Raw genomic sequence first — 20,636 nt, 5'->3', positions numbered from 1 at the left:
AACCACCTATGCTGGTCGCCCAGATAACGGATATTCATATCGGTTTCGACCCGGGTAATCCCCTGGAGTTCAACCGCCAGCGCGTCGATCAGGTCATCGCGCGGCTGAAGGCGGGCCCCAATGTGCCCAACGTGCTGCTGGCCACCGGCGATCTGACCGACAAGGGCGATGACGAGAGCTATGCCCGCGTGGCGGAGCTGTTCAGCACCGTGCCCTGGCCCGTGCTGCCGGCAATGGGCAATCATGACGTCAGGGAGAATTTCAACCGTCACTTCCCCGGCTATGCCGATCCCAACGGTTTCATCCAGTACACGCGCGATCTGGGCCCGGTGCGGCTGGTCGTCATCGATACGCTGGAAGAGGGCCGCCATGGCGGCGCCTTTTGCGAGCTGCGCGCGGCGTGGCTGAAGGAGCGGCTGGCCGAGGCAACCGACCGGCCGACCTATATCGTGATGCATCATCCTCCGGTAGAATCGGGTATCGAGTGGATGACCACCGATCCGTTCGAGCCATGGGTGGAGCGTTTCGCCGACGCGCTGATGGACGCGCCGCAGGTGAAAGGGCTGATCTGCGGGCACCTGCATCGCAGCTTCACCATCCAGTGGAAGGGGCTGACCGTCGCGGTCTGTTCCTCGACCGCACCGCAGGTGTCGCTCGACCTGCGCCCCATCGATGTCGACAATCCCGACAATCGCGCAATGATCGTTGCCGAAGATCCAGCCTATGCGCTGCACCACTGGAACGGCGAAGCGCTGGTCAGCTTTTTCGACAAGGCCGGCCGCGTCGATGTGCTCGCCAGCTATGACAGCCGCATGCAGGCGCTGGTTACCGAACTGATCGGCGAGCGCCCGGCCTGACCGGCGGTTGACCTGGCCTGACCATGGCGGCACACCCCCCCGGCGACACCAGCGCGGGAGGCAATCGATCATGGCAACGCGAGACCATCGCTATCGGCTGTCGCTCGACTGGACCGGCAATCTCGGCAGCGGCACCAGCGGGTACCGCGACTATGCGCGCGATCATGCGATCGGCGGGAATGGCAAGCCGCCGATCCCCGGCTCGTCAGACCCCACGTTCCGCGGAGACGCCACCCGCTGGAATCCCGAGGAATTGCTGGTCGCCTCGCTTAGCGCCTGCCACCAGCTCTGGTTCCTGCATCTTGCGTCGGACGCAGGCCTGTGTGTCACCGCCTATCATGACGATGCCGAAGGGCTGATGACCGAGGGACAGGACGGCGCGGGGCAATTCACCGAGGTCGTGCTGCAGCCCCGGGTGACGCTCGCCGCGCACCATGGCGCTGCCGATCTCGATCGCGCCAATGGCTTGCATGAGAAGGCGCATGCCCTGTGCTTCATCGCCCGCTCGGTCAATTTCCCGGTACACTGCAAGCCGCGCGCAAGCCTCGCAACGCAATGACCCGCTCCTGCAGGTGCGGGAGCGGGCCATCGCATCTTGTGGTGCGGCAGGGCGGCCGGATGACCGGTTCCCCTGACGCCCTGATCTTACCTCAGCGGTCGCTCAGCGGCACATAGTCGCGCTGGGTCGGGCCGGTGTAGAGCTGCCGCGGACGACCGATCTTCTGGGCGGGATCGGAAATCATCTCGTTCCACTGCGCGACCCAGCCGACCGTGCGGGCGAGGGCGAACAGCACGGTGAACATGGTGGTCGGGAAGCCGATCGCCGAGAGGATGACGCCGGAATAGAAGTCGACGTTGGGGAACAGCTTCTTTTCGATGAAATAGGGGTCGTTGAGCGCCATTTCCTCGAGCTGCAGCGCGGTTTCGAACAGCGGATCGCTGACGTTGAGCGAAGCGAACACTTCGCGCACGGTCGACTGCATGACCGTCGCGCGCGGGTCGTAGTTCTTGTAGACGCGGTGGCCGAAGCCCATCAGGCGGAACGGATCGTCCTTGTCCTTGGCGCGGGCGATATAGTGGGGAATGCGATCAGGCGTGCCGATTTCGCGCAGCATGTTGAGCGCGGCCTCGTTGGCGCCGCCATGCGCCGGGCCCCACAGGCAGGCGATGCCGGCAGCGATGCAGGCGAAGGGGTTTGCTCCCGACGATCCGGCGAGGCGAACGGTCGACGTCGACGCATTCTGCTCATGGTCGGCGTGCAGGATGAAAATGCGGTCCAACGCCCGCTCGACGACTGGATTGACCTCATATTTCTCGGCCGGGACGCCGAAGGTCATCTTCAGGAAATTGCCGGTGTAGGACAGTGAATTGTCCGGATAGACGAACGGCTGGCCGACCGAATATTTGTACGCCATCGCCGCGATGGTCGGCATTTTTGCGATCAGCCGGTGGCTGGCGATGCGCCGCTGCACCGGATCGTTGATGTCGGTGGAATCATGGTAGAAGGCCGACAGCGCGCCGACCACGCCGCACATGATCGCCATCGGGTGCGCATCGCGCCGGAAACCGCGATAGAAGGTCGCCAGCTGTTCGTGCAGCATGGTGTGGCGGGTGATGGTGGTGCTGAACTGGTCCAGCTCCTCGGCCGACGGCAGCTCGCCGTTGAGCAGCAGGTAGCAGGTTTCCATGTAGCTCGAATGCTCGGCGAGCTGGCCGATCGGGTAGCCGCGGTGCAGCAGCACGCCTTCGTCCCCGTCGATATAGGTCAGCGCGCTTTCGCACGACGCGGTCGAGGTGAAGCCGGGATCGTAAGTGAACTGCCCGGTCTGCGCGTACATCTTGCGGATATCGAGCACCGACGGGCCGACGCTGCCTGTAAGAACGGGCAGGTCGACAGTCTTGTCAGCAGTGGAGAGGCTGGCACTGGTCATCTTGGTTCCCCTGTATCTGGTTCCGCGCGCACGCGCAGTTGGGTTGCTGCTGCCTGCTTATGCCGTCAGCGCGGCGCGTATGCGAAGCAGGGATTCGGCCCGTCCGAGCAGGAATAGCACGTCGAATATGCCGGGGGAAATAGCCCGGCCGGTCAATGCGGCCCGTAAAGGTTGCGCAATCTTGCCTAAACCGAGTTCGCGGCGTTCCGCCTCCGCCCGCACGGAGGCCTCCAGCGATTCCATCGACCATTCGGGCAGCGCGTCGAGCACGTCGGCCATCTCGGCGAGCAACCCGGGCGGCGCCGCTTCGATCAGCGCCGCGGCCTTGTCCTCGAACGCCAGCGGCGCGGTATCGAACAGGAACAGCGCGCCTTCGGCCAGTTCGATGAGATTTTTGGCGCGCGGCTTCAGGGCGGGCATCGCCGCCAGCAGCATCGCCTCGTCGTCTGGCTCGAGCGGGCGGTCGATCATGCCGGCCAAATGATCGGCCGTCAGTTTCGTCAGGCGCGCGTCGTCGGCCTCTCGCATGTAATGGCCATTGAGATTCTCGAGCTTCTTGAAGTCGAAGCGCGAGGCCGAGCGGCCGACATTGTCGATGTCGAACAGCGCGATCGCCCGGTCGCGATCGATGATCTCCTCGTCGCCATGGCCCCAGCCGAGGCGCAGGAGATAATTGTTCACCGCCTCGGGCAGCAGGCCCATTTCGTCGCGATAGGCATCGACGCCGAGCGCACCGTGGCGCTTGGAAAGCTTGGCGCCATCCTGCCCGTGGATCAGCGGCACATGCGCATAGGTCGGCTCGGGCCAGCCCATCCCGCGCAGCAGTACGAGTTGCCGGAAGGCGTTGTTGAGATGGTCGTCGCCGCGAATGACGTGGGTGACGCCCATGTCATGATCGTCGACCACCACCGATAGCATGTAGGTCGGCGTTCCGTCCGAGCGCAGCAGCACGAAATCGTCGATTTCCTCGGCATTCACGGTCACTTCGCCCTGCACCCGGTCGACAATGGTCAGCATGCCGGTGCGCGGTGCCTTCAACCGGACCACGGCCGGGCGGTCGTTGGGCAGCGATTCCGCCGGCGCGTCCCGCCACGGGCTGACGATGCGGAACGGGCGCTTTTCGGCCTGCGCACTGGCGCGCATCTCGGCCAGTTCCTCCTGCGTCAGGAAGCAGCGAAAGGCATGGCCGGCGGCCAGCAACTGGTGCGCAACCTCGGCATGCCGCTCGGCACGCGCGAACTGGTACACTTCCTCGCCATCCCAATCGAGGCCGAGCCACCGCATGCCGTCGAGGATCGCGGCGATGGCGGCATCGGTCGAGCGCGCGCGGTCGGTGTCTTCGATGCGCAGCAGGAACTTGCCGCCGGTGCGGCGCGCGTACAGCCAGTTGAACAGCGCGGTGCGCGCACCGCCAATGTGCAGGAAGCCGGTGGGCGACGGCGCAAAGCGGGTGACAACGGGCACGGTGCCTGCACTGGCAGGGCGGGTATATGGGCTTGCGCTCACGCGCTGTTTCTCCGACATGATTGGCCATCCGGGAAAGGCGGCCTGGACAGGATGGACGGCTTGGCCGTCCGATCGGGGGTCGCCTAGCATGGCCGCAGCACCGCTTCAAACACGGGATTGCCGGTGATGGCCGCGCGCGTGGCGGTTGTCGCGGACGCGGTGGACCATTGGCTGTGGCGGGAGCGCGAGAGCCTGTTCCTGTGGCTGCCGGTGGTGTTCGGCACCGGCGTCGGCGCCTGGTTCGCGCTGCCGGGCGCGGCGGCGTGGATCGGTTTCATGCTGGTGATGACTGCCTTTGCGGCCTTCGGCTGGCTGCTGTGTCCGCCGGGTGGGCTGCTGCGGCAGATGCTGGTGGTTGCCGGTATCGCCATGGCGGCAGGCTGCGCGCTGGCCTGGTTGCGCAGCGAACGGGTGGCGGCACCGGTGCTGGAGCGCCCCGCGGTACTCCGTTTTCAGGCGATCGTGGAGCAGACCGAGTTGCAGGCGGCACGAGGCGATGTGCGGCTGATTCTGCGGCCCGATCCGGCGGCGATGCTGCCGCCGCGCATCCGGGTGACGATCGGGATCGATGACCCGGGGGCGCTGGAGATCAGCGCCGGTGAACATATTGCCTTGCGCGCGCGGCTGGTGCCGCCGCCGTCCGCCGCGCTGCCGGGGGGCTATGACTTTGCGCGGCGGGCCTGGTTCGACCAACTCGGTGCGGTGGGTAGTGCGATCGGGCCTGTCGAGCGGCTGGATGGCGCCAATGCCGCTCCGCCGAGTCTTCGCCAGCGGCTCTCGGCGCATATTCAGCGCCAGGTCGATGGCGGCGCCGGCGCGATCGCTGCGGCGCTGGCGACAGGGGATCGCGGCGCTATCCCGCCGGAGGATGATGAGGCGATGCGCCGTGCCGGCCTCGCGCATCTGCTCTCGATCAGCGGATTGCACATCACCGCGGCGGTGGGCGGCGCCATGTGGCTGGCGCTGCGCCTGCTCGCACTCTCGCCATGGCTGGCACTGCGGGCGCCGCTGATCCTGATCTCCGCCGGCGTGGGCGCGCTGGTCGGGCTCGGCTACACGCTCCTTACCGGGGCCGAGGTGCCGACAATCCGGTCGCTGGTCGCAGCGCTGCTGGTGCTGCTCGCGATCGCCTTGGGGCGGGAGGCTATTACGCTACGGCTGGTCGCGGCGGGCGCGCTGTTCGTGTTGCTACTTTGGCCCGAGGCGCTGGTCGGGCCGAGCTTTCAGCTGAGTTTCGCCGCGGTGACCGCCATTGTCGCGCTGCACACCCATCCGCGCGTTACCGCTATGCTGGCGCGCCGCGACGAAAGCCGGGGAATGCGGCTGCTGCGCGGATTTCTGGGGCTGTTGCTGACCGGTCTCGCCGTCGAGCTGGCGCTGATGCCGATTGCGCTGTTCCATTTCCACAAGGCCGGGCTCTACGGCTCGCTCGCCAATATGGTGGCGATCCCCCTGACGACGTTCGTGGTCATGCCGGCAGAAGCGCTGGCGCTGCTGCTCGATGGTATCGGTCTTGGTGCGCCGGCATGGTGGGTGGTCGATCAGGCGCTTGGGTTCATGCTGTGGATGGCCCATGCCGTGGCGAGCGCGCCGGGGGCTGTCGCGGCGGTGCCATCTACCCCGCTGGCCGCGATGCTGCTCTCGGTTGGCGGCGGACTGTGGGTGGGATTGTGGCGGACCAGGGTGCGCTGGGCAGGGCTGCCCGCGATCGTGGCCGGCTTGCTCTGGGCCTTCGCCACGCCCGCGCCGGATCTGCTGGTGACCGGTGATGGTCGTCATGTTGCGGTGCGCGCAGAGGATGGCCGCTATGCGCTGCTGCGTGACCGGGCGGGCGACTATATCCGCGATCAACTGGCCGAGGCGGCGGGGGTCGACGGGGAGCTGACAGCGCTGGCAACGCAGCCAGGCACGCGCTGCTCGGCCGACTTCTGCGTCTGGCAGGTAGAGCGTGCTGGCCGCCGCTGGACGGTGATGGCCGCGCGCAGCGGTTATCGTACCGATTGGCAACCGCTGGTCGCAGCATGCGCCCGCAGCGATATCGTGATCGCCGACCGCTGGCTGCCGCGCGGTTGCCAGCCCCGCTGGCTGAAGGCGGATCGCCAATTCCTCGATCAGACCGGCGGGCTCGCCATCACCCTCGACCCGCCGTCGGTACGCGGGGTTGCGTCAGCAGCACAGGGCAAACCATGGGGCCATCCGCCGACGATCATGCCACCGAGGCAGCCGAGGCAGGCCGAGGCTTCGTCCGCTCAATGATAACGCCGCAGCAAGCCGGCGAGCCGGCCCTGCACCGCGACGCGGTCCGCGCGATAATGCTGCGGGTCATAGGCGGCATTGGCCGGATCCAGCCGGACATTCTGCCCGTCGCGGTGGAAATATTTGAGCGTGGCATCCTGACCGTCGATCAGCGCAACCACGATGTCGCCTTCGCGCGCGGTCTCGGCGCGCTGGATCAGGGCATAATCGCCGTCGAGAATGCCGGCCTCGACCATCGAGTCCCCGGAGACTTCGAGCGCATAATGGTCACCCGGCCCGAGCAGGGCGGCAGGCACGACCAATTGCGCGGAATCCTCGAACGCTTCGATCGGCATGCCGGCCGCGATGCGGCCATGCAGCGGCAGTTCGATCACGTCGTTGGCGACGACGGCACGCGGCGTCGCCCGGGTCGGCATGGCGATGACATTGGAGGCGGGCGCCTGCTCGCGCTCACCGCGCTCCGGATTGCGCACCACCTCGAGTGCCCGCGCCCGGTTGGGCAGCCGACGCAGGAAGCCGCGTTCCTCGAGCGCGCTGATCAGGCGATGCACCCCGGACTTGGACTTCAGCCCCAAGGCATCCTTCATCTCTTCGAAAGACGGCGAAATGCCGGATTCAGCCAGCCGGTCTTCGATGAAGCAGATCAGTTCATGCTGTTTGCGCGTGAGCATGCTCGCTCTCCCCGTGACGGAACATCGGAAGAACATCTATGCAAACGAAAAGGGAACGTCAAGACCCCGCTGATGGGGTCGATCAAGCGATGGGGATGTAGCGCGCGCTTGCGCCCATATCTTGTGGCGGCGCATCGCGGTCCAGCCGGATAAGCACATTCGCACCGGCCAGCGTGAACAGTGCGGCGCTGTCCTGGCTGCCGGCGGGGGCGATGCTGCCATCCGGGTTGCGACGTCCGCGCAGATATTCGGTGCGGTTGCTGCCGGCCGGCAGCGGCGCGGCGAGCGGCGCGGTCTCGTGGCGGGGCAGCGGGTCAGGGCATCCGGCCATGGCGCGCAGCACGGGCAGCGCAAACAGGGTGGCGGTCGCGAAGGCGGAGACCGGATTGCCGGGCAGGCCAAGCGCAACGAGGCCTTCCCTGTGCGCCACGATCAGCGGCTTTCCGGGCTTCATCGCGACACGGCGCAAGGCGATGGTCCACCCCGCCGCTTCGAGCGCCGGGCGGACGAGGTCATGATCGCCGACCGACGCGCCTCCGCTCAGCAGCAGCAGCGCCGGGTCGCGGTGCGTGGCAGCGAAATCGTCGATAAGCGCGGTGATGGCGGTGAGCGCATCGGGCGCGATGCCCCGGTCGTTCACCGATGCTGCCCATGGCGCGACGAGGGCGGCCAGCATCGCGCCGTTGGCCGACGGCAGGCCGGTCTCGCCGGACCCGGGCAGAACCAGTTCGCTGCCGGTGGCGACGATGGTGACCGCGGGGCGGCGGTGGCAGGGGAGGGTGGCGTGATCGGCACTCGCGGCAAGAGCGATGAGGCCGGGGGTGACGGCCGCGCCCGGTGCCGCAAGCGGTGCGCCTTCGGCAAAGTCGCTGCCCCGACGGCGGATCCAGCGGCCGGGGGCGGGGTGGTCGGTTGCGGTCAGCACCGTTCCGTCGACCTTGGCGTCCTCCTGGATCAGGATGCGGTCTGCGCCGGCCGGAAGGGGCGCGCCGGTGAAGATACGCGCCGCCTCTCCGGCGGACAGGGTGCCGGGGGCGCGGCTCTCGGCAGGGATGGCGCTGACGATCTGCCACGGTCCATCGCCAGCGCCGAGGGCATAGCCATCCATCGCACTGAGGTCCGCCCACGGCTGGGTGCGGCGCGCGACGAGCGGGGCGGCGAGCCAGCCATGGGCCTCGTGCAGCGGCAGTTCGACGCGCGGTCCGGGGTGCGCGAGGGCGAGGACCGCGGCCTGGGCGTCCTCCAGGCTGATCAGTCCGCGCGCCATGGGCCGGACTTGCCGCCTTCCTTCGCAACCAGACGCACCTGACCTATGCACGCCGCCTTGTCGATCGCCTTGGTCATGTCATAGATTGTCAGCAAGGCCACGGAAACCGCTGTCATTGCTTCCATTTCTACCCCGGTCTGTGCCGACGTGACGGTTTCCGCGACCGCTTCGATGCTCTTGTCGCCGATGGTGAAATCGACGCGGGCGGAGGCCAGTGGCAGCGGGTGGCAGAGCGGGATGAGATCGGCGGTGCGCTTGGCGGCCATGATCCCCGCCAGCCGTGCGGTCGCCAGCACATCGCCCTTGGGCCCGGAGCCGTCCCGCACCGCGGCGATGGCGGCCGGGGAGAGCAGGATATGCCCGGCGGCGACCGCGCGGCGCGCCGTCACCGGCTTGGCCGAGACATCGACCATCCGCGCCGCGCCCTCGGCATCGATGTGGGTGAGGCCGCTCATGCCGCGAGCAGCGTCCGGGTTGCGGCCTCGACATCGGCATGGCGCATCAGATGCTCGCCGACGAGAAACGCGTGGATGCCGCTGCCGCGCAGCCGCGCGATATCCGCCGGCCCGGCGATGCCGCTTTCGCTGACCAGCAACGTGCCGGGCTGCACCAGCGGCGCGAGCCGTTCGCTGACGCCAAGATCGGTGACGAAGCGCTTGAGATCGCGGTTGTTGATGCCGATCAGCCGGCTGGAAAGCTGCGCCAGCGCGCGGGCCAACTCGGCCTCGTCATGCACTTCGACCAGCACATCCATGCCGAGCGCCAGCGCCTCTGCCTCGATGGCGCGCATCTGCGTGTCGTCCAGCGCTGCGACGATGATCAGGATCGCATCGGCGCCGAGACCGCGGGCTTCGCGCACCTGCCACGGATCGACCATGAAATCCTTGCGCAGCACCGGCAGCGTGCAGGCCGCGCGCGCCGCGACCAGATAGGCGTCATCGCCCTGAAAATAGGGGCCATCGGTCAGCACCGACAGGCAGGCCGCGCCACCGGCAGCATAGGCGCGGGCATGGGCCGGCGGATCGAAATCCGGGCGGATCAAACCCTTGGACGGGCTCGCCTTCTTGACCTCGGCGATCAGTGCCGCCTCTCCGGCAGCGATGCGCGTCGCCAACGCGGCCCGGAACCCGCGCGGCGCACTCGCCGTGGCGATGCGGCGCTCGATCTCGGCATCGCTGACCAGCGCCTTGCGGCGGGCGACCTCGGCAGCGGTGGTGGCGCAGATTTCGGCAAGCTTGTCGGACATGCAGCGCGCGGTAGCGGATTTGGCGCGTCAGGCGAAGGGGGCAATTCGCAGCCTTGCCGGGTGCCCCCGCCAAGGGCCTTGCCGTCGCCGCCCGGCGGGATATGCTGCGCCCAAAAGGCGGGAAGGAGACAGGCCATGGCGACGGTGGTGGAGCAGCGTCTGCACGTGCGGGCGATGAGTCCGGCGATCGGTGCAGAGATCAGCGGTGTCGATTTGCGCGAGGAACAGGATGAGGCGAGCATCGCCGCGATCCGGGCGGCGCTGAACCAGTATAAGGTGATCTTCTTTCGCGACCAGCATATCACCCCGGCGCAGCACATCGCCTTCGCGCGGCGGTTCGGCGAACTGGAAATCCACCCCGCCACCCCGGCGGACCAGCCCGACCCCGAGATACTGCGCATCGAACACGGCCCCAACTCGCGCGGGGTTGAAAATAACTGGCATTCGGACGTGACCTGGCGCGACCGTCCCTCGCTGGGATCGATCCTGCGCGCGGTCGAGGTGCCTCAGACCGGCGGCGACACGCTGTTTGCCAGCATGGAAGCGGCCTATGAGGCGCTGTCTCCGGCGATGCAGGACTGGGTTTGCACCCTGACCGCGGTGCATGACATCGCCCGCGTCTTTGCCAAGCGGCTGGGCAAGTCGACTGAGGAACTGCACGCCAAATATCCGCCGATGGAGCATCCGGTGGTGCGCACCCACCCCGAGACCGGGCGGCGCGCGCTCTACGTCAACACCGGTTTCGTCACCCACATCAAGGGATTGTCGGCGAAGGAGAGCGACTGGCTGCTCGAGCATCTCTACAGCTTTGCCCGCATTCCCGAATTCCAGTGCCGCTTCCGCTGGGAAGCCGGCAGCATCGCCTTCTGGGACAATCGCTCCTCGCAACATTATGCCGCGTCGGACTATTTCCCGGCGGTGCGGATCATGGAGCGGGTGACGATCGCGGGGGACAGGCCGTTTTTCGATCCGGCGCGATAGGTTGGGGGTGGTCGGGCCGGAATAGGGCCATGGCCCTGAATCCGGCGAAGGGCGTCTTGTGGAGCGGACAGCCGCCGTCTGCTGGATTACCGTAATTGCATCCCGTCGCCCCGTGCTCGACACGGGGCAAGGCTTTCTCTGGCTCCGTGGTCAAGGAAGCCAAGCCCCGCATCAAGTGCGGGGCGACGGTGGTTGTGATGGGGGTTTCAGTTGCGGGGGGCTGGGGCGCGGCCAAGGACCGCGCCTGCCGCCCCTGGATTCCCGCTTTCGCGGGAATGACATGTGGGTGGATGGATCGGGTGGCGTCGGACACCGGACTGCGATGAGATTGCGTCGATCCGCATGCCTGCGCTTGTCGGAGCCGACGGTGTTGCGAGGCGTCGACGGCGCTTGTCGGCGAAGCGTGCTTCGACAAGCTCGGCACTACGGTTCCAAAAAGCAGGACAGGCGCTCGGTCGGCACTGCGGCTCGAACTACTGTACCACCTAAGCCGTAGACTCATAAACGCGCAGCCACAGTCGCATTGAAGCGAGTTGGACCATAGCGAGGAAGTTCTCGGCAAGCTTGTCTTAGTGGGTGGCAACCCGGCGGAAGTGCTTGAGCTTGGCGAAGAAGCGCTCGATCAGGTTACGCTCGCGGTAGAGCCAAGTGCTGAAGTACGGTTTTGCCCGGCGGTTGGCCTTGGGCGGGATATTCGCGAACGCCCCCTTCTCGCGCAGAGATGTCCGTATGCGATCAGCATCGTATGCTTTATCCGCGAGCACGATTGTTCCGGCACCAACATGGGCAAGCAGATCGTCGGCAGCTTGGCCGTCATGGCTTTGTCCTGCATTCAGGCTCAGTCGGATCGGGAGGCCTTGCCCGTCGACGACCGCGTGGATTTTGGTCGTGAGCCCGCCTCGGGAGCGACCGAGACAATGATCTCGATCCCCCTTTTTGCCGTCGCGGCCTGTTTGTGGGCGCGAACGGAAGTGCTGTCGATTATCTGGATGTCGCCACAATGCGCGGCGCTGATGGCGTCCATCATCCGATCCCAGACCACGGCCTTTCGCCATCGCACGAAGCGATTGTAGCAGGTGGTGCGCGGGCCAGAGCGTTCGGGCAAGTCTCGCCACGGCGCACCGGATCGCAACACCCAGAAGATGCCGTTCAGCACACGCCGATCATCGGCGCGGGCACGCCTCGGGGTTTGTTGGGCAGCAGCGGTTTGATAACGCGCCACTCGAAGTCGGTCAGATCATATCGGCTCATGCCGATGCTGAATCAGAGTTCGGGGCAATATGAAAGCTACCTTTCGGCTGCCGCCCATTGCGGACATTGGCAGCAGTGTTAGGTTCATCGGATGGCACGTTGGGTTGAAGGCATAGTTTCCGTTCTGCGATGCGAGGCCGAGGCGCATTTGACGCCTCACTTCACGTTTAGCGGGGACACCGATATGGCCACGATCGGGCTTGCGTCGCTGTCGAGTGCGATTTCCGACGAGATCGTTATCGCCGAGTTGAGACCCAACGAACTCAACGATGCGTCAGGTGAGATTTTCCAATCCCGGATCAATCAGCTACTTCGCAGAGATGACCTGAGGCTCTTGAGGCTGCGACGGATAGAACCTGCCGCTGGCGCCGCCGGTACATCATTTCGAGATTTTCAGAAGGCCTATGCGCCAGCACGCTTGGTGTTTTTCTGCCCATTGTGTGACAGTGAGGCCGTCGCGATCCGCACTGAAACTCCAGCCGACTACACCCTACGCGGCGGAACGCTGACGCTGATGACTGGCCTTGAGGTTCGAGCCTGAACCGGCAAACGGCGGCAAACCAACGAAATCCCGGTTATCCCGTTTATGGGTTGACGACCTAGAATGCGATCCAGCAGTCGAGGAGGGCCTTGGCGAGGCCCTTGTCGAGGGCTTCGGCGGCTTCCTCTGCGCCCTCGGCGAGCGTTGCTGCTTCGCCCGCGACGATCAGCGCGGCGGCGGCGTTGAACAGCACCGCGTCGCGGTAGGGGCCGGGTTCGCCCATCAGCAGTGCGCGCAGTGCGGCGGCATTGTCGGCTGCCTCTCCGCCGCGGATGGCGTCGACCGGGTGGCTGGGCAGGCCGGCGTCGGCGGCGGTCCAGCGGGCGAGCTGGTAACCGCAGGCGTTGACCGTGGCGACCTCGTTGCCGCCCGCGAGGCTGAGCTCGTCGAGTCCCTCGTCGCCCGAGACGATCAGGCTGTGCTCGGTGCCGAGCTGGCCGAGCGCGTCGGCATAGATGGGGACATAGGCGGGGCGGGCGATGCCGATCAGCTGGCGGGTGACGCCAGCCGGATTGGCGAGCGGGCCCATCAGGTTGAAGATGGTGCGGCGGCCGAGCGCACGGCGGATGGGGGCGATGCGGCCCATCGCCGGATGGTGGTTTTGCGCGAACAGGAAGCAGATGCCAAGATCGGCGAGGGTCGCCTCGGCTGTTTCGGCGGCGCGATCGAGATTAAGGCCGAGTGCCTCCAGCGTATCGGCCGCACCGGCCTTGGACGAGGCGGCGCGGTTGCCATGCTTGGCGACCGGCACACCGCAGGCCGCGACGACCAGCGCGACCGCGGTCGAGACGTTGAGGGTGTGGTGCCCGTCGCCGCCGGTGCCGCAGACGTCGATGGCGTTGGCCGGCGCTGCGACCGGGATCAGCCGCGCGCGCATCGCCCGCGCTGCCGCGGCGATCTCGGTGGCGGTTTCGCCGCGATCCGAAAGGGCGACCAGAAAGTCGGCAATGGCCCGATCGCTGACCGTGCCGTCGAGGATCGCCGCGAAGGCAGTGGCGGCTTCTGCACTGGAGAGCGGTTGGGCTGGATCGGGGAGTGTTGTCATCTAGCGGGGCTTATCTTTCCTACGTCGCTCGGCGTTGACCCGTGGGCACTCACAGCCTGTCGCAACATCGATAGCGGCCCCGGGTCAAGCCCGGGGCGACGATATATGCGCGCTCACTCGACCCAGTCGAGGCCCATGTCGCGATAGACGCTGCGGTCTTCGTCCCAATCGGGCTTGACCTTGACGTGCAGGAACAGGTGGCATTTGCGCCCGAGTTGCAGCGCGATTTCCTCGCGTGCGGCGCTGCCCAGCTTGCGGATCATCGCGCCGCCCTCGCCGAGCACGATGGCCTTTTGCGTGTCGCGGGCGACGAGTATCTGCTGGTGGATTTCGACCGAGCCGTCCTTGCGGCTGCTGAATTTCTCGGTCTCGACCGTGCTGGCATAGGGCAGTTCGGCGTGGAGGTTGCGGTAGATCTGCTCGCGCGTGATTTCGGCGGCGAGGATGCGTTCGCTGGCGTCGCTGACCTCGTCTTCGGGGAAATGCCAGTCGCCGGTCGGCAGCATGGCGGCGAGCCGGGCCTTGATTTCGGGCACGCCATCGCCGGTGGTCGCGCTGATGAAGTGGATTTCGGTGAAGGGGGCACGCTCGCGCAGCATCGTCGCCAGCGTCAGCAACGGTTCCTTGGCGACCAGATCGACCTTGTTGATGGCGAGGACCAGCGGCTCACTGCGCTCCCTGAGCGCGGCGAGGATCGCTTCCAGCCTGGCATCGATGCCCTTCTTCGCGTCCATCGTCAGCAGGATGGCGTCGGCGCCCTCGGCCCCGCTCCACGCGGCGGCGACCATCGCCCGGTCGAGGCGGCGGGCGGGGGTGAAGATGCCGGGCGTGTCGATCAGCACGATCTGCGCCTCGCCATCGATGGCGATGCCCATCAGCCGGGTGCGCGTGGTCTGCGCCTTGGCGCTGGTGATCGCCACCTTTTGCCCGACAAGGGCATTGACCAGCGTCGACTTGCCGGCGTTGGGCGCGCCGACGACGGCGATGAAACCGCAGCGGCGGGTCATGGATTTTTCTCCAGTTGGGCGATGAGCGCGGCAGCGGCGGCGCGCTCCGCTTCCTGCTTGTTGCTGCCGGTGCCGGTTGCCTCCCCCAACGCATGGATGGCGACGGCGACGGTGAAGCGCGGGGCATGATCGGGGCCGTCGCGGCTGACGATGCGGTAATCGGGCGCGCGGCGGCGGTGCGCAGCGGCCCATTCCATCAGCGCTGCCTTGGGGTGCTTGGGCGCATCGCGGACCGAATCGATCCGCTCCCCCCATGCGGCGAGAACGAAGCGGCGCGCGGCATCCAGCCCGCCATCGAGGAACAGCGCGCCGATCAGCGCCTCGGTGACGTCGCCGAGGATATTGTCGCTGTCTCGCCCGCCATCGTCGCGGGCCTGCTTGCCAAGGCGGATCAGCGGGGCGAGGCCGAGCTGGCGGGCGACATCGGCGCAGGCCTCACGCGTGACGAGGCCGTTGAGGCGGGCGGAGAGCTGGCCTTCGCTCTCACGCGGGAAGCGGTGGTAGAGCTCGGCCGCGACGATCAGGCCGAGCACGCGGTCGCCGAGAAATTCGAGGCGCTGATAATCCTTTGCGCCGCCCTTGCCCTTCGGGCCGCCGTGGCTGCCGTGGGTGAGCGCTTCGAGGAACAGCGCCTCGTCCTGCGGGCGGTGGCCGGTGATCGCGGCGAGGGTGGCAAGATCGCTCAAAAGCCTTCCCCGATGCGGCTGCCGCGGGTGGCGGTGAACCAGCTGACGGGATTATACCAGCTGGCGCTGCCGTCGGTCGAGAAGATGGTGACCAGCGCTTCACCGACCAGCAGCTCCTGCGGCACGATGCCGACGCCCATGCCGGCGCGGGGATCGAAGCGGCTGTCGAGGCTGCGGTCGCGATTGTCGCCCATCACGAACATCTGGCCCGGCCCGACTTCGTAGACGCCGGTGAAGTCCTTTTCCGACAGCTCGGTGTCGAGCACGCTGTAGCTGCGTCCGCCGGGCAGCGTTTCCACATAGCGCGGGTAGCGGCAATAGCGGCGGCCGCCGAGGATGCGCTGGAAGGCGATGTCGCCGCAGGGGTGGCTCAGCCACGCTTCCGAGGCGGCGACCATGTTGTCGGTGACCGGCAGCAGCAGATCGGCGATGCGGCGGCGCGGCAGATCGCGCCCGTTGAGGCGCACGATGCCGTCGATGACCTGGATGCGGTCCCCCGGCAGGCCGATGACGCGCTTGATATAGTCGACGCGGTCGACCGGATGCTTGAAGACGACGACATCGCCACGCTCGGGCTGGCGCGGCAGGATGCGGCCGGGGATCAGCGGCCAGCTGAACGGCAGGCTGTGCCGGCTCCAGCCGTAGGCGGCCTTGTTGACGATCAGATAATCGCCGATCAGCAGCCGCGGCTGCATCGATTCCGACGGGATGTTGAAGCTCGAGATCAGGAAACTGCGGATGATCAGCACCGCGAGCGCGAATTTGAGCAGGAATTTGCCGAAGTCGATCAGCTCGCGCTGGACGTCGATGGGGGTTTCGTCCCCGGCCGGTGCAGGGATCGGCGCGACGGCATCGGCAGACAGCGGGGGCGTTTCTGACATTGGCCGCGCTTTGCGACGTGTGCGCGCCATGGTCAAGTTTTGCGCTTTACGCGTCCGGCAGCTTGGCGGGGGCAGGCGGGGTGGCTAGGGGCGGGGGCGTACCATTTTTCCCTGTGGAAGTTGCACCATGCCATCGACCGACGCCGCCTGGACCGCCATCGAGGAACTGCGCCCCGCCGTTCCGATCCGCGAGCTGATCGAGAGCCAGGGCACGGCGCGGATCGAGCGGCTGGTGCGCCGGGTTGCGGGCATCCGCTTCGACTGGACCAAGACCCATCTCGACGACCGGCTGCTGGGCGCCTTTGCGGCGCTGGCCGAGGCGGCGGGGCTGGACGAGGCGCGGCGCGCCCTGTTCGCGGGTGAGCCGGTCAACGTCACCGAGGGCCGCGCCGCCGAGCACAGCGCCGAGCGGGGCGAGGGCGATGCGGAGAGCGTCGCGCTGTCGCACGCGCTGCACCTGCGCATGCGCGGGCTGGTCGATGCCATCGATGCCGGCATTTTCGGGCCGATCCAGCATATCGTCCACATCGGCATCGGCGGATCGGCGCTGGGGCCGGACCTGCTGGTCGATGCGCTGGGGCGCGAGTCCGGGCGCTACGATGTCGCCATCGTTTCCAATGTCGACGGTGCGGCGCTGGCCGAGGCGCTGGAGGGGTTCGATCCGGCGGCGACGCTGATTGCGGTCGCGTCCAAGACCTTCACCACCACCGAGACGCTGCTCAACGCGCGTTCGGCCATCGAATGGCTGGCCGAAGGCGGCGTGGCGGACCCGCTGGCGCAGGTCATCGCGCTGACCGCGATGCCGGACCGGGCCATCGAGTGGGGCGTCGACGAAACCCGGGTGCTGCCGTTCAAGGAAAGCGTCGGCGGGCGTTATTCGCTGTGGTCGTCGATCGGCTTTCCCGCAGCGCAGGCGCTGGGCTGGGAGGCGTTCGAGGCGCTGCTCGACGGGGCGGCGGAAATGGACCGGCATTTCCGCGATACGCCGTGGCAGGAGAATGTCGCGGTGCTCGCGGCCTTCGCCGACCTCACATATTCGCAGTTGATGGGGTGCCAGACGCGCGCGCTGTTCGCCTATGACGAGCGGCTGCGGCTGCTGCCGAGCTATCTGCAGCAACTGGAAATGGAATCGAACGGCAAGCGGGTGACGCGCGACGGCGTGCCGCTGAGCCGCCCGTCGGCGCCGATCACCTGGGGCGGGGTCGGCACCGATGCGCAGCATGCGGTGTTCCAGCTGCTCCACCAGGGCACGCATCTGGTGCCGGTCGAATTCGTCGCCGCGATCGAGCCCGGCCATGATTTCGACCCCGAGCATCATGCCGTGCTGCTGGGCAATTGCATCGCGCAGGGCGCGGCGCTGATGGCCGGGCGCCACAATGCCGCCGATCCGGCGCGCGATTATCCCGGCGACCGGCCATCGACCACGCTGCTGCTCGACCGGGTCGACCCGCGCAGCCTTGGCGCGCTGATCGCCTTCTATGAGCATCGCACCTTTGCCAATGCGGTGCTGCTGGGAATCAATCCGTTCGACCAGTTCGGGGTGGAACTGGGCAAGGAAATGGCCAAGGCTATCGATGGCGAGGGCGATGCCCGTTTCGATCTGGCAACCCAGGCCTTGCTCGATGCCGCCTTCGGTGCGGCGGATGCGGCTGAATTGTAACGCGGCGGCCTCGCGTCACGAATGCAGCAGGCCCGATGCGCAGGCGCGTATCGGACTTGGTTGGAGGGACCAGTTGATATGACCCATGATTATGACCTGTTCGTCATCGGCGCAGGCTCCGGCGGCGTGCGCGCGGCGCGGATCGCGGCGGGCTATGGCGCGCGGGTGGCGGTTGCCGAGGAGCATCGCGTCGGTGGCACCTGCGTGATCCGTGGCTGCGTGCCCAAGAAGCTGCTGGTCTATGGATCGCATTTTGCCGAGGATCTGAAGGACGCGCAGAAGTTCGGCTGGACGGTCGGCGAAACCAGCTTCGACTGGGTGACGCTGCGCGACAGCGTGCTGGGCGAGGTGACCCGGCTCGAAGGCATTTACGGCGAGACGCTGGCCAACCACAAGGTCGAGGTGATCAAGCAGCGCGCGGCGCTGGTGGGGCCGCACGAGATCGCGCTGGCCGACGGCAGCCGCGTCACCGCCGGGCATATCCTGATCGCGACCGGCGGCTGGCCGGTGCGCCCCGAGTTTCCCGGCGCCGAACATGGCATCACCTCCAACGAGGTCTTCCACCTCGACGCGCTGCCGCGCCGCGTACTGATCGCCGGCGGCGGCTATATCGCCAATGAATTTGCCGGTATCTTCAACGAGTTCGGATCGGAAGTGACGCTGGTCAACCGCGGCGACACCATCCTGCGCGGCTATGACGAGCAGATCCGCGACCGGCTGCTGCAGATTTCGATGACCAAGGGCATCCAGTTCCGCTTCAACACCAAGTTCGAGCGGATCGAGAAGCAGGAGGATGGCAGCCTGCTGGTCAAGCTGAGCGGCAGCGATGCTTTCGAGGTCGACGTGGTGATGTTCGCCACCGGCCGCGCCCCGCGCAGCGCCGACCTGGGGCTGGAGGCGCTCGGTGTCGAACTGGCGGACAATGGCGCGATCAAGGTCAACGACTATTCGCAGACCAGCGTCGAGCATATCTATGCTGTCGGCGATGTCACCGACCGGGTGCAACTGACCCCGGTGGCGATCCGTGAAGGCCATGCCTTTGCCGACACCGTGTTCGGCGGCAAGCCGACGGTGGTCGACCATAGCTGCATCCCCACCGCCGTCTTCTCCAACCCGCCGCTGGCCGGCGTCGGCATGACCGAATCGCAGGCGCGCAACCGGCTGGGCACGGTGCGCACCTACACCTCCGATTTCCGGCCGATGCGCAACGTGCTGGCGGGGCGCAACGAGCGGGCGCTGTACAAGATGATCGTCGACGACGCGACCGGCCGGGTTGTCGGCCTGCACATGATCGGCCCCGATTCGGGCGAGATCATGCAGGTGGCAGCGATTGCGGTGAAAGCCGGTCTGACCAAGGCCCAGTTCGACGAAACCGTGGCGCTGCACCCGACCATGGCCGAGGAGCTGGTGCTGCTGAAATAGGGCGGCCGGCAGGCTTTGCGGGGCGCTGATACCGTGGGCCCGCTTCCGTAGCCCTGAGCCTGTCGAAGGGCGCCTCGCAATACGCAGAACCGCCCTTCGACAGGCTCAGGGCTACGGTCCATGCTCAAGGATCGCGCGCACCGCCCTGGATCGGTTGGCATGCGGCCGCCTTCGGCAGTGCTGCGCTTGCAAGGACAAAAATAGATTGCGTTTTGAAACTTAATTGCTAGTGTCTCCGTAACGACAATTGTTACGGGGAGCGCGCAGCATGGCAGGGAAGGTTCTGGTCACCGGCGGGTCGGGTTACATCGCCGGATTCATCATCCGTCAGCTTATCGAAGAAGGATGGGAGGTCAATACCACCATCCGCAACCTGAAGCGCGAGGCCGAGGTGCGGGGCTGGCTGCAGGTCGACAACAGCCGGCTGCATTTCTTTGCCGCAGACCTTGAGAATGACGCGGGCTGGGCCGAGGCGGTGGCCGGGTGCAGCCATGTCGCACACGTCGCCTCGCCGCTGCCGTCGGCGGCACCCAAGAGCGACGACGAATTGATCGTGCCGGCCCGCGAGGGCGCGCTGCGCGCGCTGCGCTTTGCCCGCGATGCCGGCGTGCAGCGCGTGGTGATGACCTCCTCGGTCGCGGCGATATCCTATGGTCATCCCGGCCAGACGCGCTTCACCGAGGCCGACTGGACCAATGTCGACAGCCCGCAATCCTACGCCTACGTCAAATCCAAGACCATCGCCGAGCGCGCCGCGCGCGACTGGATGGCGGCCGAAGGCGGCGCGATGGAATATTGCACCGTCAACCCGTCGCTGGTGCTGGGGCCGCTGTTCACCGCCGATTTCTCGACCTCATTGGAAGCGATCAAGAAGATCCTCGAAGGATCGATGCCGGGCATCCCGCCGATGGGCTTTGGCCTTGTCGATGTGCGCGATGTCGCCGACATGCATGTGCGGCTGCTGACCGAGCCGGGCATGAACGGCGAGCGCTTCATCGCCTCCGGACCGTTCATCTGGATGGAAGAGATCGGCCGCATCCTGCGCGAACGGCTGGGCGATGACGCGCGCAAGGTGCCGACCCGCAAGCTGCCGGCCTGGCTGGTGCGCATCGTCGCCAATTTCGATCCGGTGCTGAAGCAGGTGAAGGGCGAGATCGGCAACGTCCGCGAAAATGACGCTAGCCATGCCAAGGCCGTGCTCGGCTGGGAAACGCGCCCCGCCGCCGACAGCATCGTCGATTGCGCACGCGACCTGTTGCGGTTGGGCGTGGTCAAGGTGTGAGGGTGGCGGCCGGCCAAGCCGCTTTCCTGACATTTTCCGTTGCTGCGTCATTGCGAGCGCAGCGAAGCAATCCAGTGCGGTGTAGCGACGCACTGGATTGCTTCGCTGCGCTCGCAATGACGGGCAATGGAATAGTTTGTTGCTGA

18 protein-coding genes and 1 pseudogene are annotated in these 20,636 nt (G+C 66.8%); 8 read left to right on the top strand and 11 right to left on the bottom strand.

The features are described from left to right. Nucleotides 1-8: 8 nt before the first annotated feature. Complete coding sequence (locus AC0QC4_RS10400) at nt 9-857, top strand: phosphodiesterase (protein WP_483659825.1); 849 nt, start codon at nt 9-11, stop codon at nt 855-857. Nucleotides 858-927: 70 nt separating this feature from the next. Next, on the top strand, nt 928-1,416 hold the full coding sequence (locus AC0QC4_RS10395; protein WP_483659824.1) for an OsmC family protein: 489 nt from the start codon (nt 928-930) through the stop codon (nt 1,414-1,416). Nucleotides 1,417-1,507: 91 nt separating this feature from the next. Here AC0QC4_RS10395 and AC0QC4_RS10390 read toward each other — a convergent pair whose 3' ends face one another. Then, the gene (locus AC0QC4_RS10390; protein WP_483659823.1) at nt 1,508-2,788 is read right to left on the bottom strand and encodes a citrate synthase; all 1,281 of its coding nucleotides are present in this window, start codon (nt 2,786-2,788) and stop codon (nt 1,508-1,510) included. 57 nt (nt 2,789-2,845) lie between these two features. Beyond that, nucleotides 2,846-4,312 (bottom strand): glutamate--tRNA ligase, encoded by a 1,467-nt coding sequence (gltX, locus tag AC0QC4_RS10385; RefSeq protein WP_483659822.1) that lies wholly within the window; start codon nt 4,310-4,312, stop codon nt 2,846-2,848. 108 nt (nt 4,313-4,420) lie between these two features. Between gltX and AC0QC4_RS10380 the strand changes: the two genes are divergently transcribed. Beyond that, on the top strand, nt 4,421-6,550 hold the full coding sequence (locus tag AC0QC4_RS10380) for a ComEC/Rec2 family competence protein (RefSeq protein WP_483659821.1): 2,130 nt from the start codon (nt 4,421-4,423) through the stop codon (nt 6,548-6,550). Here the strand turns inward: AC0QC4_RS10380 and lexA are convergent. The 4 genes from lexA to trpC form a co-directional block, all read right to left on the bottom strand. Continuing rightward, on the bottom strand, nt 6,544-7,221 hold the full coding sequence (gene lexA, locus AC0QC4_RS10375) for a transcriptional repressor LexA (RefSeq protein ID WP_483659820.1): 678 nt from the start codon (nt 7,219-7,221) through the stop codon (nt 6,544-6,546). The two genes, AC0QC4_RS10380 and lexA, sit on opposite strands and share 7 nt — an antisense overlap. Nucleotides 7,222-7,303: 82 nt before the next feature. Further along, the gene (locus AC0QC4_RS10370) at nt 7,304-8,488 is read right to left on the bottom strand and encodes a molybdopterin molybdotransferase MoeA (RefSeq protein ID WP_483659819.1); all 1,185 of its coding nucleotides are present in this window, start codon (nt 8,486-8,488) and stop codon (nt 7,304-7,306) included. Then, nucleotides 8,473-8,943, bottom strand: a complete 471-nt coding sequence (gene moaC / locus AC0QC4_RS10365; protein WP_483659818.1) for a cyclic pyranopterin monophosphate synthase MoaC — start codon at nt 8,941-8,943, stop codon at nt 8,473-8,475. The genes AC0QC4_RS10370 and moaC overlap by 16 nt, the downstream gene beginning before the upstream one ends. After that, nucleotides 8,940-9,734: an indole-3-glycerol phosphate synthase TrpC gene (trpC, locus tag AC0QC4_RS10360; protein ID WP_483659817.1), complete on the bottom strand. Its 795-nt coding sequence runs from the start codon at nt 9,732-9,734 to the stop codon at nt 8,940-8,942. The genes moaC and trpC overlap by 4 nt, the downstream gene beginning before the upstream one ends. Before the next feature lie 135 nt (nt 9,735-9,869). On the opposite strand from trpC, the gene AC0QC4_RS10355 reads away from it, so the two are divergent. Then, complete coding sequence (locus AC0QC4_RS10355) at nt 9,870-10,715, top strand: TauD/TfdA dioxygenase family protein (protein ID WP_483659816.1); 846 nt, start codon at nt 9,870-9,872, stop codon at nt 10,713-10,715. A 485-nt stretch (nt 10,716-11,200) separates the two neighbouring features. Here AC0QC4_RS10355 and AC0QC4_RS10350 read toward each other — a convergent pair. Beyond that, a pseudogene (locus AC0QC4_RS10350) lies at nt 11,201-11,966 on the bottom strand (IS5 family transposase). A gap of 184 nt (nt 11,967-12,150) precedes the next feature. On the opposite strand from AC0QC4_RS10350, the gene AC0QC4_RS10345 reads away from it, so the two are divergent. Then, nucleotides 12,151-12,507 (top strand): hypothetical protein, encoded by a 357-nt coding sequence (locus AC0QC4_RS10345; RefSeq protein WP_483659815.1) that lies wholly within the window; start codon nt 12,151-12,153, stop codon nt 12,505-12,507. A gap of 58 nt (nt 12,508-12,565) precedes the next feature. Here AC0QC4_RS10345 and trpD read toward each other — a convergent pair whose 3' ends face one another. From trpD to lepB, 4 genes are all read right to left on the bottom strand, one after another. Then, nucleotides 12,566-13,552, bottom strand: coding sequence for an anthranilate phosphoribosyltransferase (trpD, locus tag AC0QC4_RS10340; RefSeq protein ID WP_483659814.1), 987 nt, complete (start codon nt 13,550-13,552; stop codon nt 12,566-12,568). 113 nt (nt 13,553-13,665) lie between these two features. Next, nucleotides 13,666-14,559 carry a GTPase Era gene (gene era / locus AC0QC4_RS10335; RefSeq protein ID WP_483659813.1) on the bottom strand — a complete coding sequence of 298 codons (894 nt, stop codon included), beginning with the start codon at nt 14,557-14,559 and terminating at the stop codon, nt 13,666-13,668. Next, nucleotides 14,556-15,245 carry a ribonuclease III gene (gene rnc / locus AC0QC4_RS10330; RefSeq protein ID WP_483659812.1) on the bottom strand — a complete coding sequence of 230 codons (690 nt, stop codon included), beginning with the start codon at nt 15,243-15,245 and terminating at the stop codon, nt 14,556-14,558. The genes era and rnc overlap by 4 nt, the downstream gene beginning before the upstream one ends. Further along, the gene (gene lepB, locus AC0QC4_RS10325; RefSeq protein WP_483659900.1) at nt 15,242-16,054 is read right to left on the bottom strand and encodes a signal peptidase I; all 813 of its coding nucleotides are present in this window, start codon (nt 16,052-16,054) and stop codon (nt 15,242-15,244) included. Before lepB ends, rnc begins: the two co-directional genes overlap by 4 nt. Before the next feature lie 199 nt (nt 16,055-16,253). On the opposite strand from lepB, the gene pgi reads away from it, so the two are divergent. The 3 genes from pgi (at nt 16,254) to AC0QC4_RS10310 (ending at nt 20,490) form a co-directional block, all read left to right on the top strand. Then, on the top strand, nt 16,254-17,786 hold the full coding sequence (gene pgi / locus AC0QC4_RS10320; protein WP_483659811.1) for a glucose-6-phosphate isomerase: 1,533 nt from the start codon (nt 16,254-16,256) through the stop codon (nt 17,784-17,786). 78 nt (nt 17,787-17,864) lie between these two features. Continuing rightward, nucleotides 17,865-19,208, top strand: a complete 1,344-nt coding sequence (gor, locus tag AC0QC4_RS10315; RefSeq protein WP_483659810.1) for a glutathione-disulfide reductase — start codon at nt 17,865-17,867, stop codon at nt 19,206-19,208. A gap of 268 nt (nt 19,209-19,476) precedes the next feature. After that, a complete protein-coding gene (locus tag AC0QC4_RS10310) occupies nt 19,477-20,490 on the top strand; it encodes an SDR family oxidoreductase (RefSeq protein ID WP_483659809.1) in 1,014 nt (337 codons plus the stop codon). Nucleotides 20,491-20,636: the final 146 nt, after the last annotated feature.

The organism is Sphingomonas sp. jy18 (assembly GCF_056931895.1).
This window is presented reverse-complemented; position numbering and strand designations above follow the sequence as displayed.

What these genes read in the sequence shown, in the direction of transcription:
- AC0QC4_RS10400 (WP_483659825.1), top strand. Translation starts at nt 9, where the DNA reads ATGCTGGTCGCCCAGATAACGGATATTCATATCGGTTTCGACCCGGGT.
- AC0QC4_RS10395 (WP_483659824.1), top strand. Translation starts at nt 928, where the DNA reads ATGGCAACGCGAGACCATCGCTATCGGCTGTCGCTCGACTGGACCGGC.
- AC0QC4_RS10390 (WP_483659823.1), bottom strand. Translation starts at nt 2,788, where the DNA reads ATGACCAGTGCCAGCCTCTCCACTGCTGACAAGACTGTCGACCTGCCC.
- gltX (WP_483659822.1), bottom strand. Translation starts at nt 4,312, where the DNA reads ATGTCGGAGAAACAGCGCGTGAGCGCAAGCCCATATACCCGCCCTGCC.
- AC0QC4_RS10380 (WP_483659821.1), top strand. Translation starts at nt 4,421, where the DNA reads ATGGCCGCGCGCGTGGCGGTTGTCGCGGACGCGGTGGACCATTGGCTG.
- lexA (WP_483659820.1), bottom strand. Translation starts at nt 7,221, where the DNA reads ATGCTCACGCGCAAACAGCATGAACTGATCTGCTTCATCGAAGACCGG.
- AC0QC4_RS10370 (WP_483659819.1), bottom strand. Translation starts at nt 8,488, where the DNA reads ATGGCGCGCGGACTGATCAGCCTGGAGGACGCCCAGGCCGCGGTCCTC.
- moaC (WP_483659818.1), bottom strand. Translation starts at nt 8,943, where the DNA reads ATGAGCGGCCTCACCCACATCGATGCCGAGGGCGCGGCGCGGATGGTC.
- trpC (WP_483659817.1), bottom strand. Translation starts at nt 9,734, where the DNA reads ATGTCCGACAAGCTTGCCGAAATCTGCGCCACCACCGCTGCCGAGGTC.
- AC0QC4_RS10355 (WP_483659816.1), top strand. Translation starts at nt 9,870, where the DNA reads ATGGCGACGGTGGTGGAGCAGCGTCTGCACGTGCGGGCGATGAGTCCG.
- AC0QC4_RS10345 (WP_483659815.1), top strand. Translation starts at nt 12,151, where the DNA reads ATGGCCACGATCGGGCTTGCGTCGCTGTCGAGTGCGATTTCCGACGAG.
- trpD (WP_483659814.1), bottom strand. Translation starts at nt 13,552, where the DNA reads ATGACAACACTCCCCGATCCAGCCCAACCGCTCTCCAGTGCAGAAGCC.
- era (WP_483659813.1), bottom strand. Translation starts at nt 14,559, where the DNA reads ATGACCCGCCGCTGCGGTTTCATCGCCGTCGTCGGCGCGCCCAACGCC.
- pgi (WP_483659811.1), top strand. Translation starts at nt 16,254, where the DNA reads ATGCCATCGACCGACGCCGCCTGGACCGCCATCGAGGAACTGCGCCCC.
- gor (WP_483659810.1), top strand. Translation starts at nt 17,865, where the DNA reads ATGACCCATGATTATGACCTGTTCGTCATCGGCGCAGGCTCCGGCGGC.
- AC0QC4_RS10310 (WP_483659809.1), top strand. Translation starts at nt 19,477, where the DNA reads ATGGCAGGGAAGGTTCTGGTCACCGGCGGGTCGGGTTACATCGCCGGA.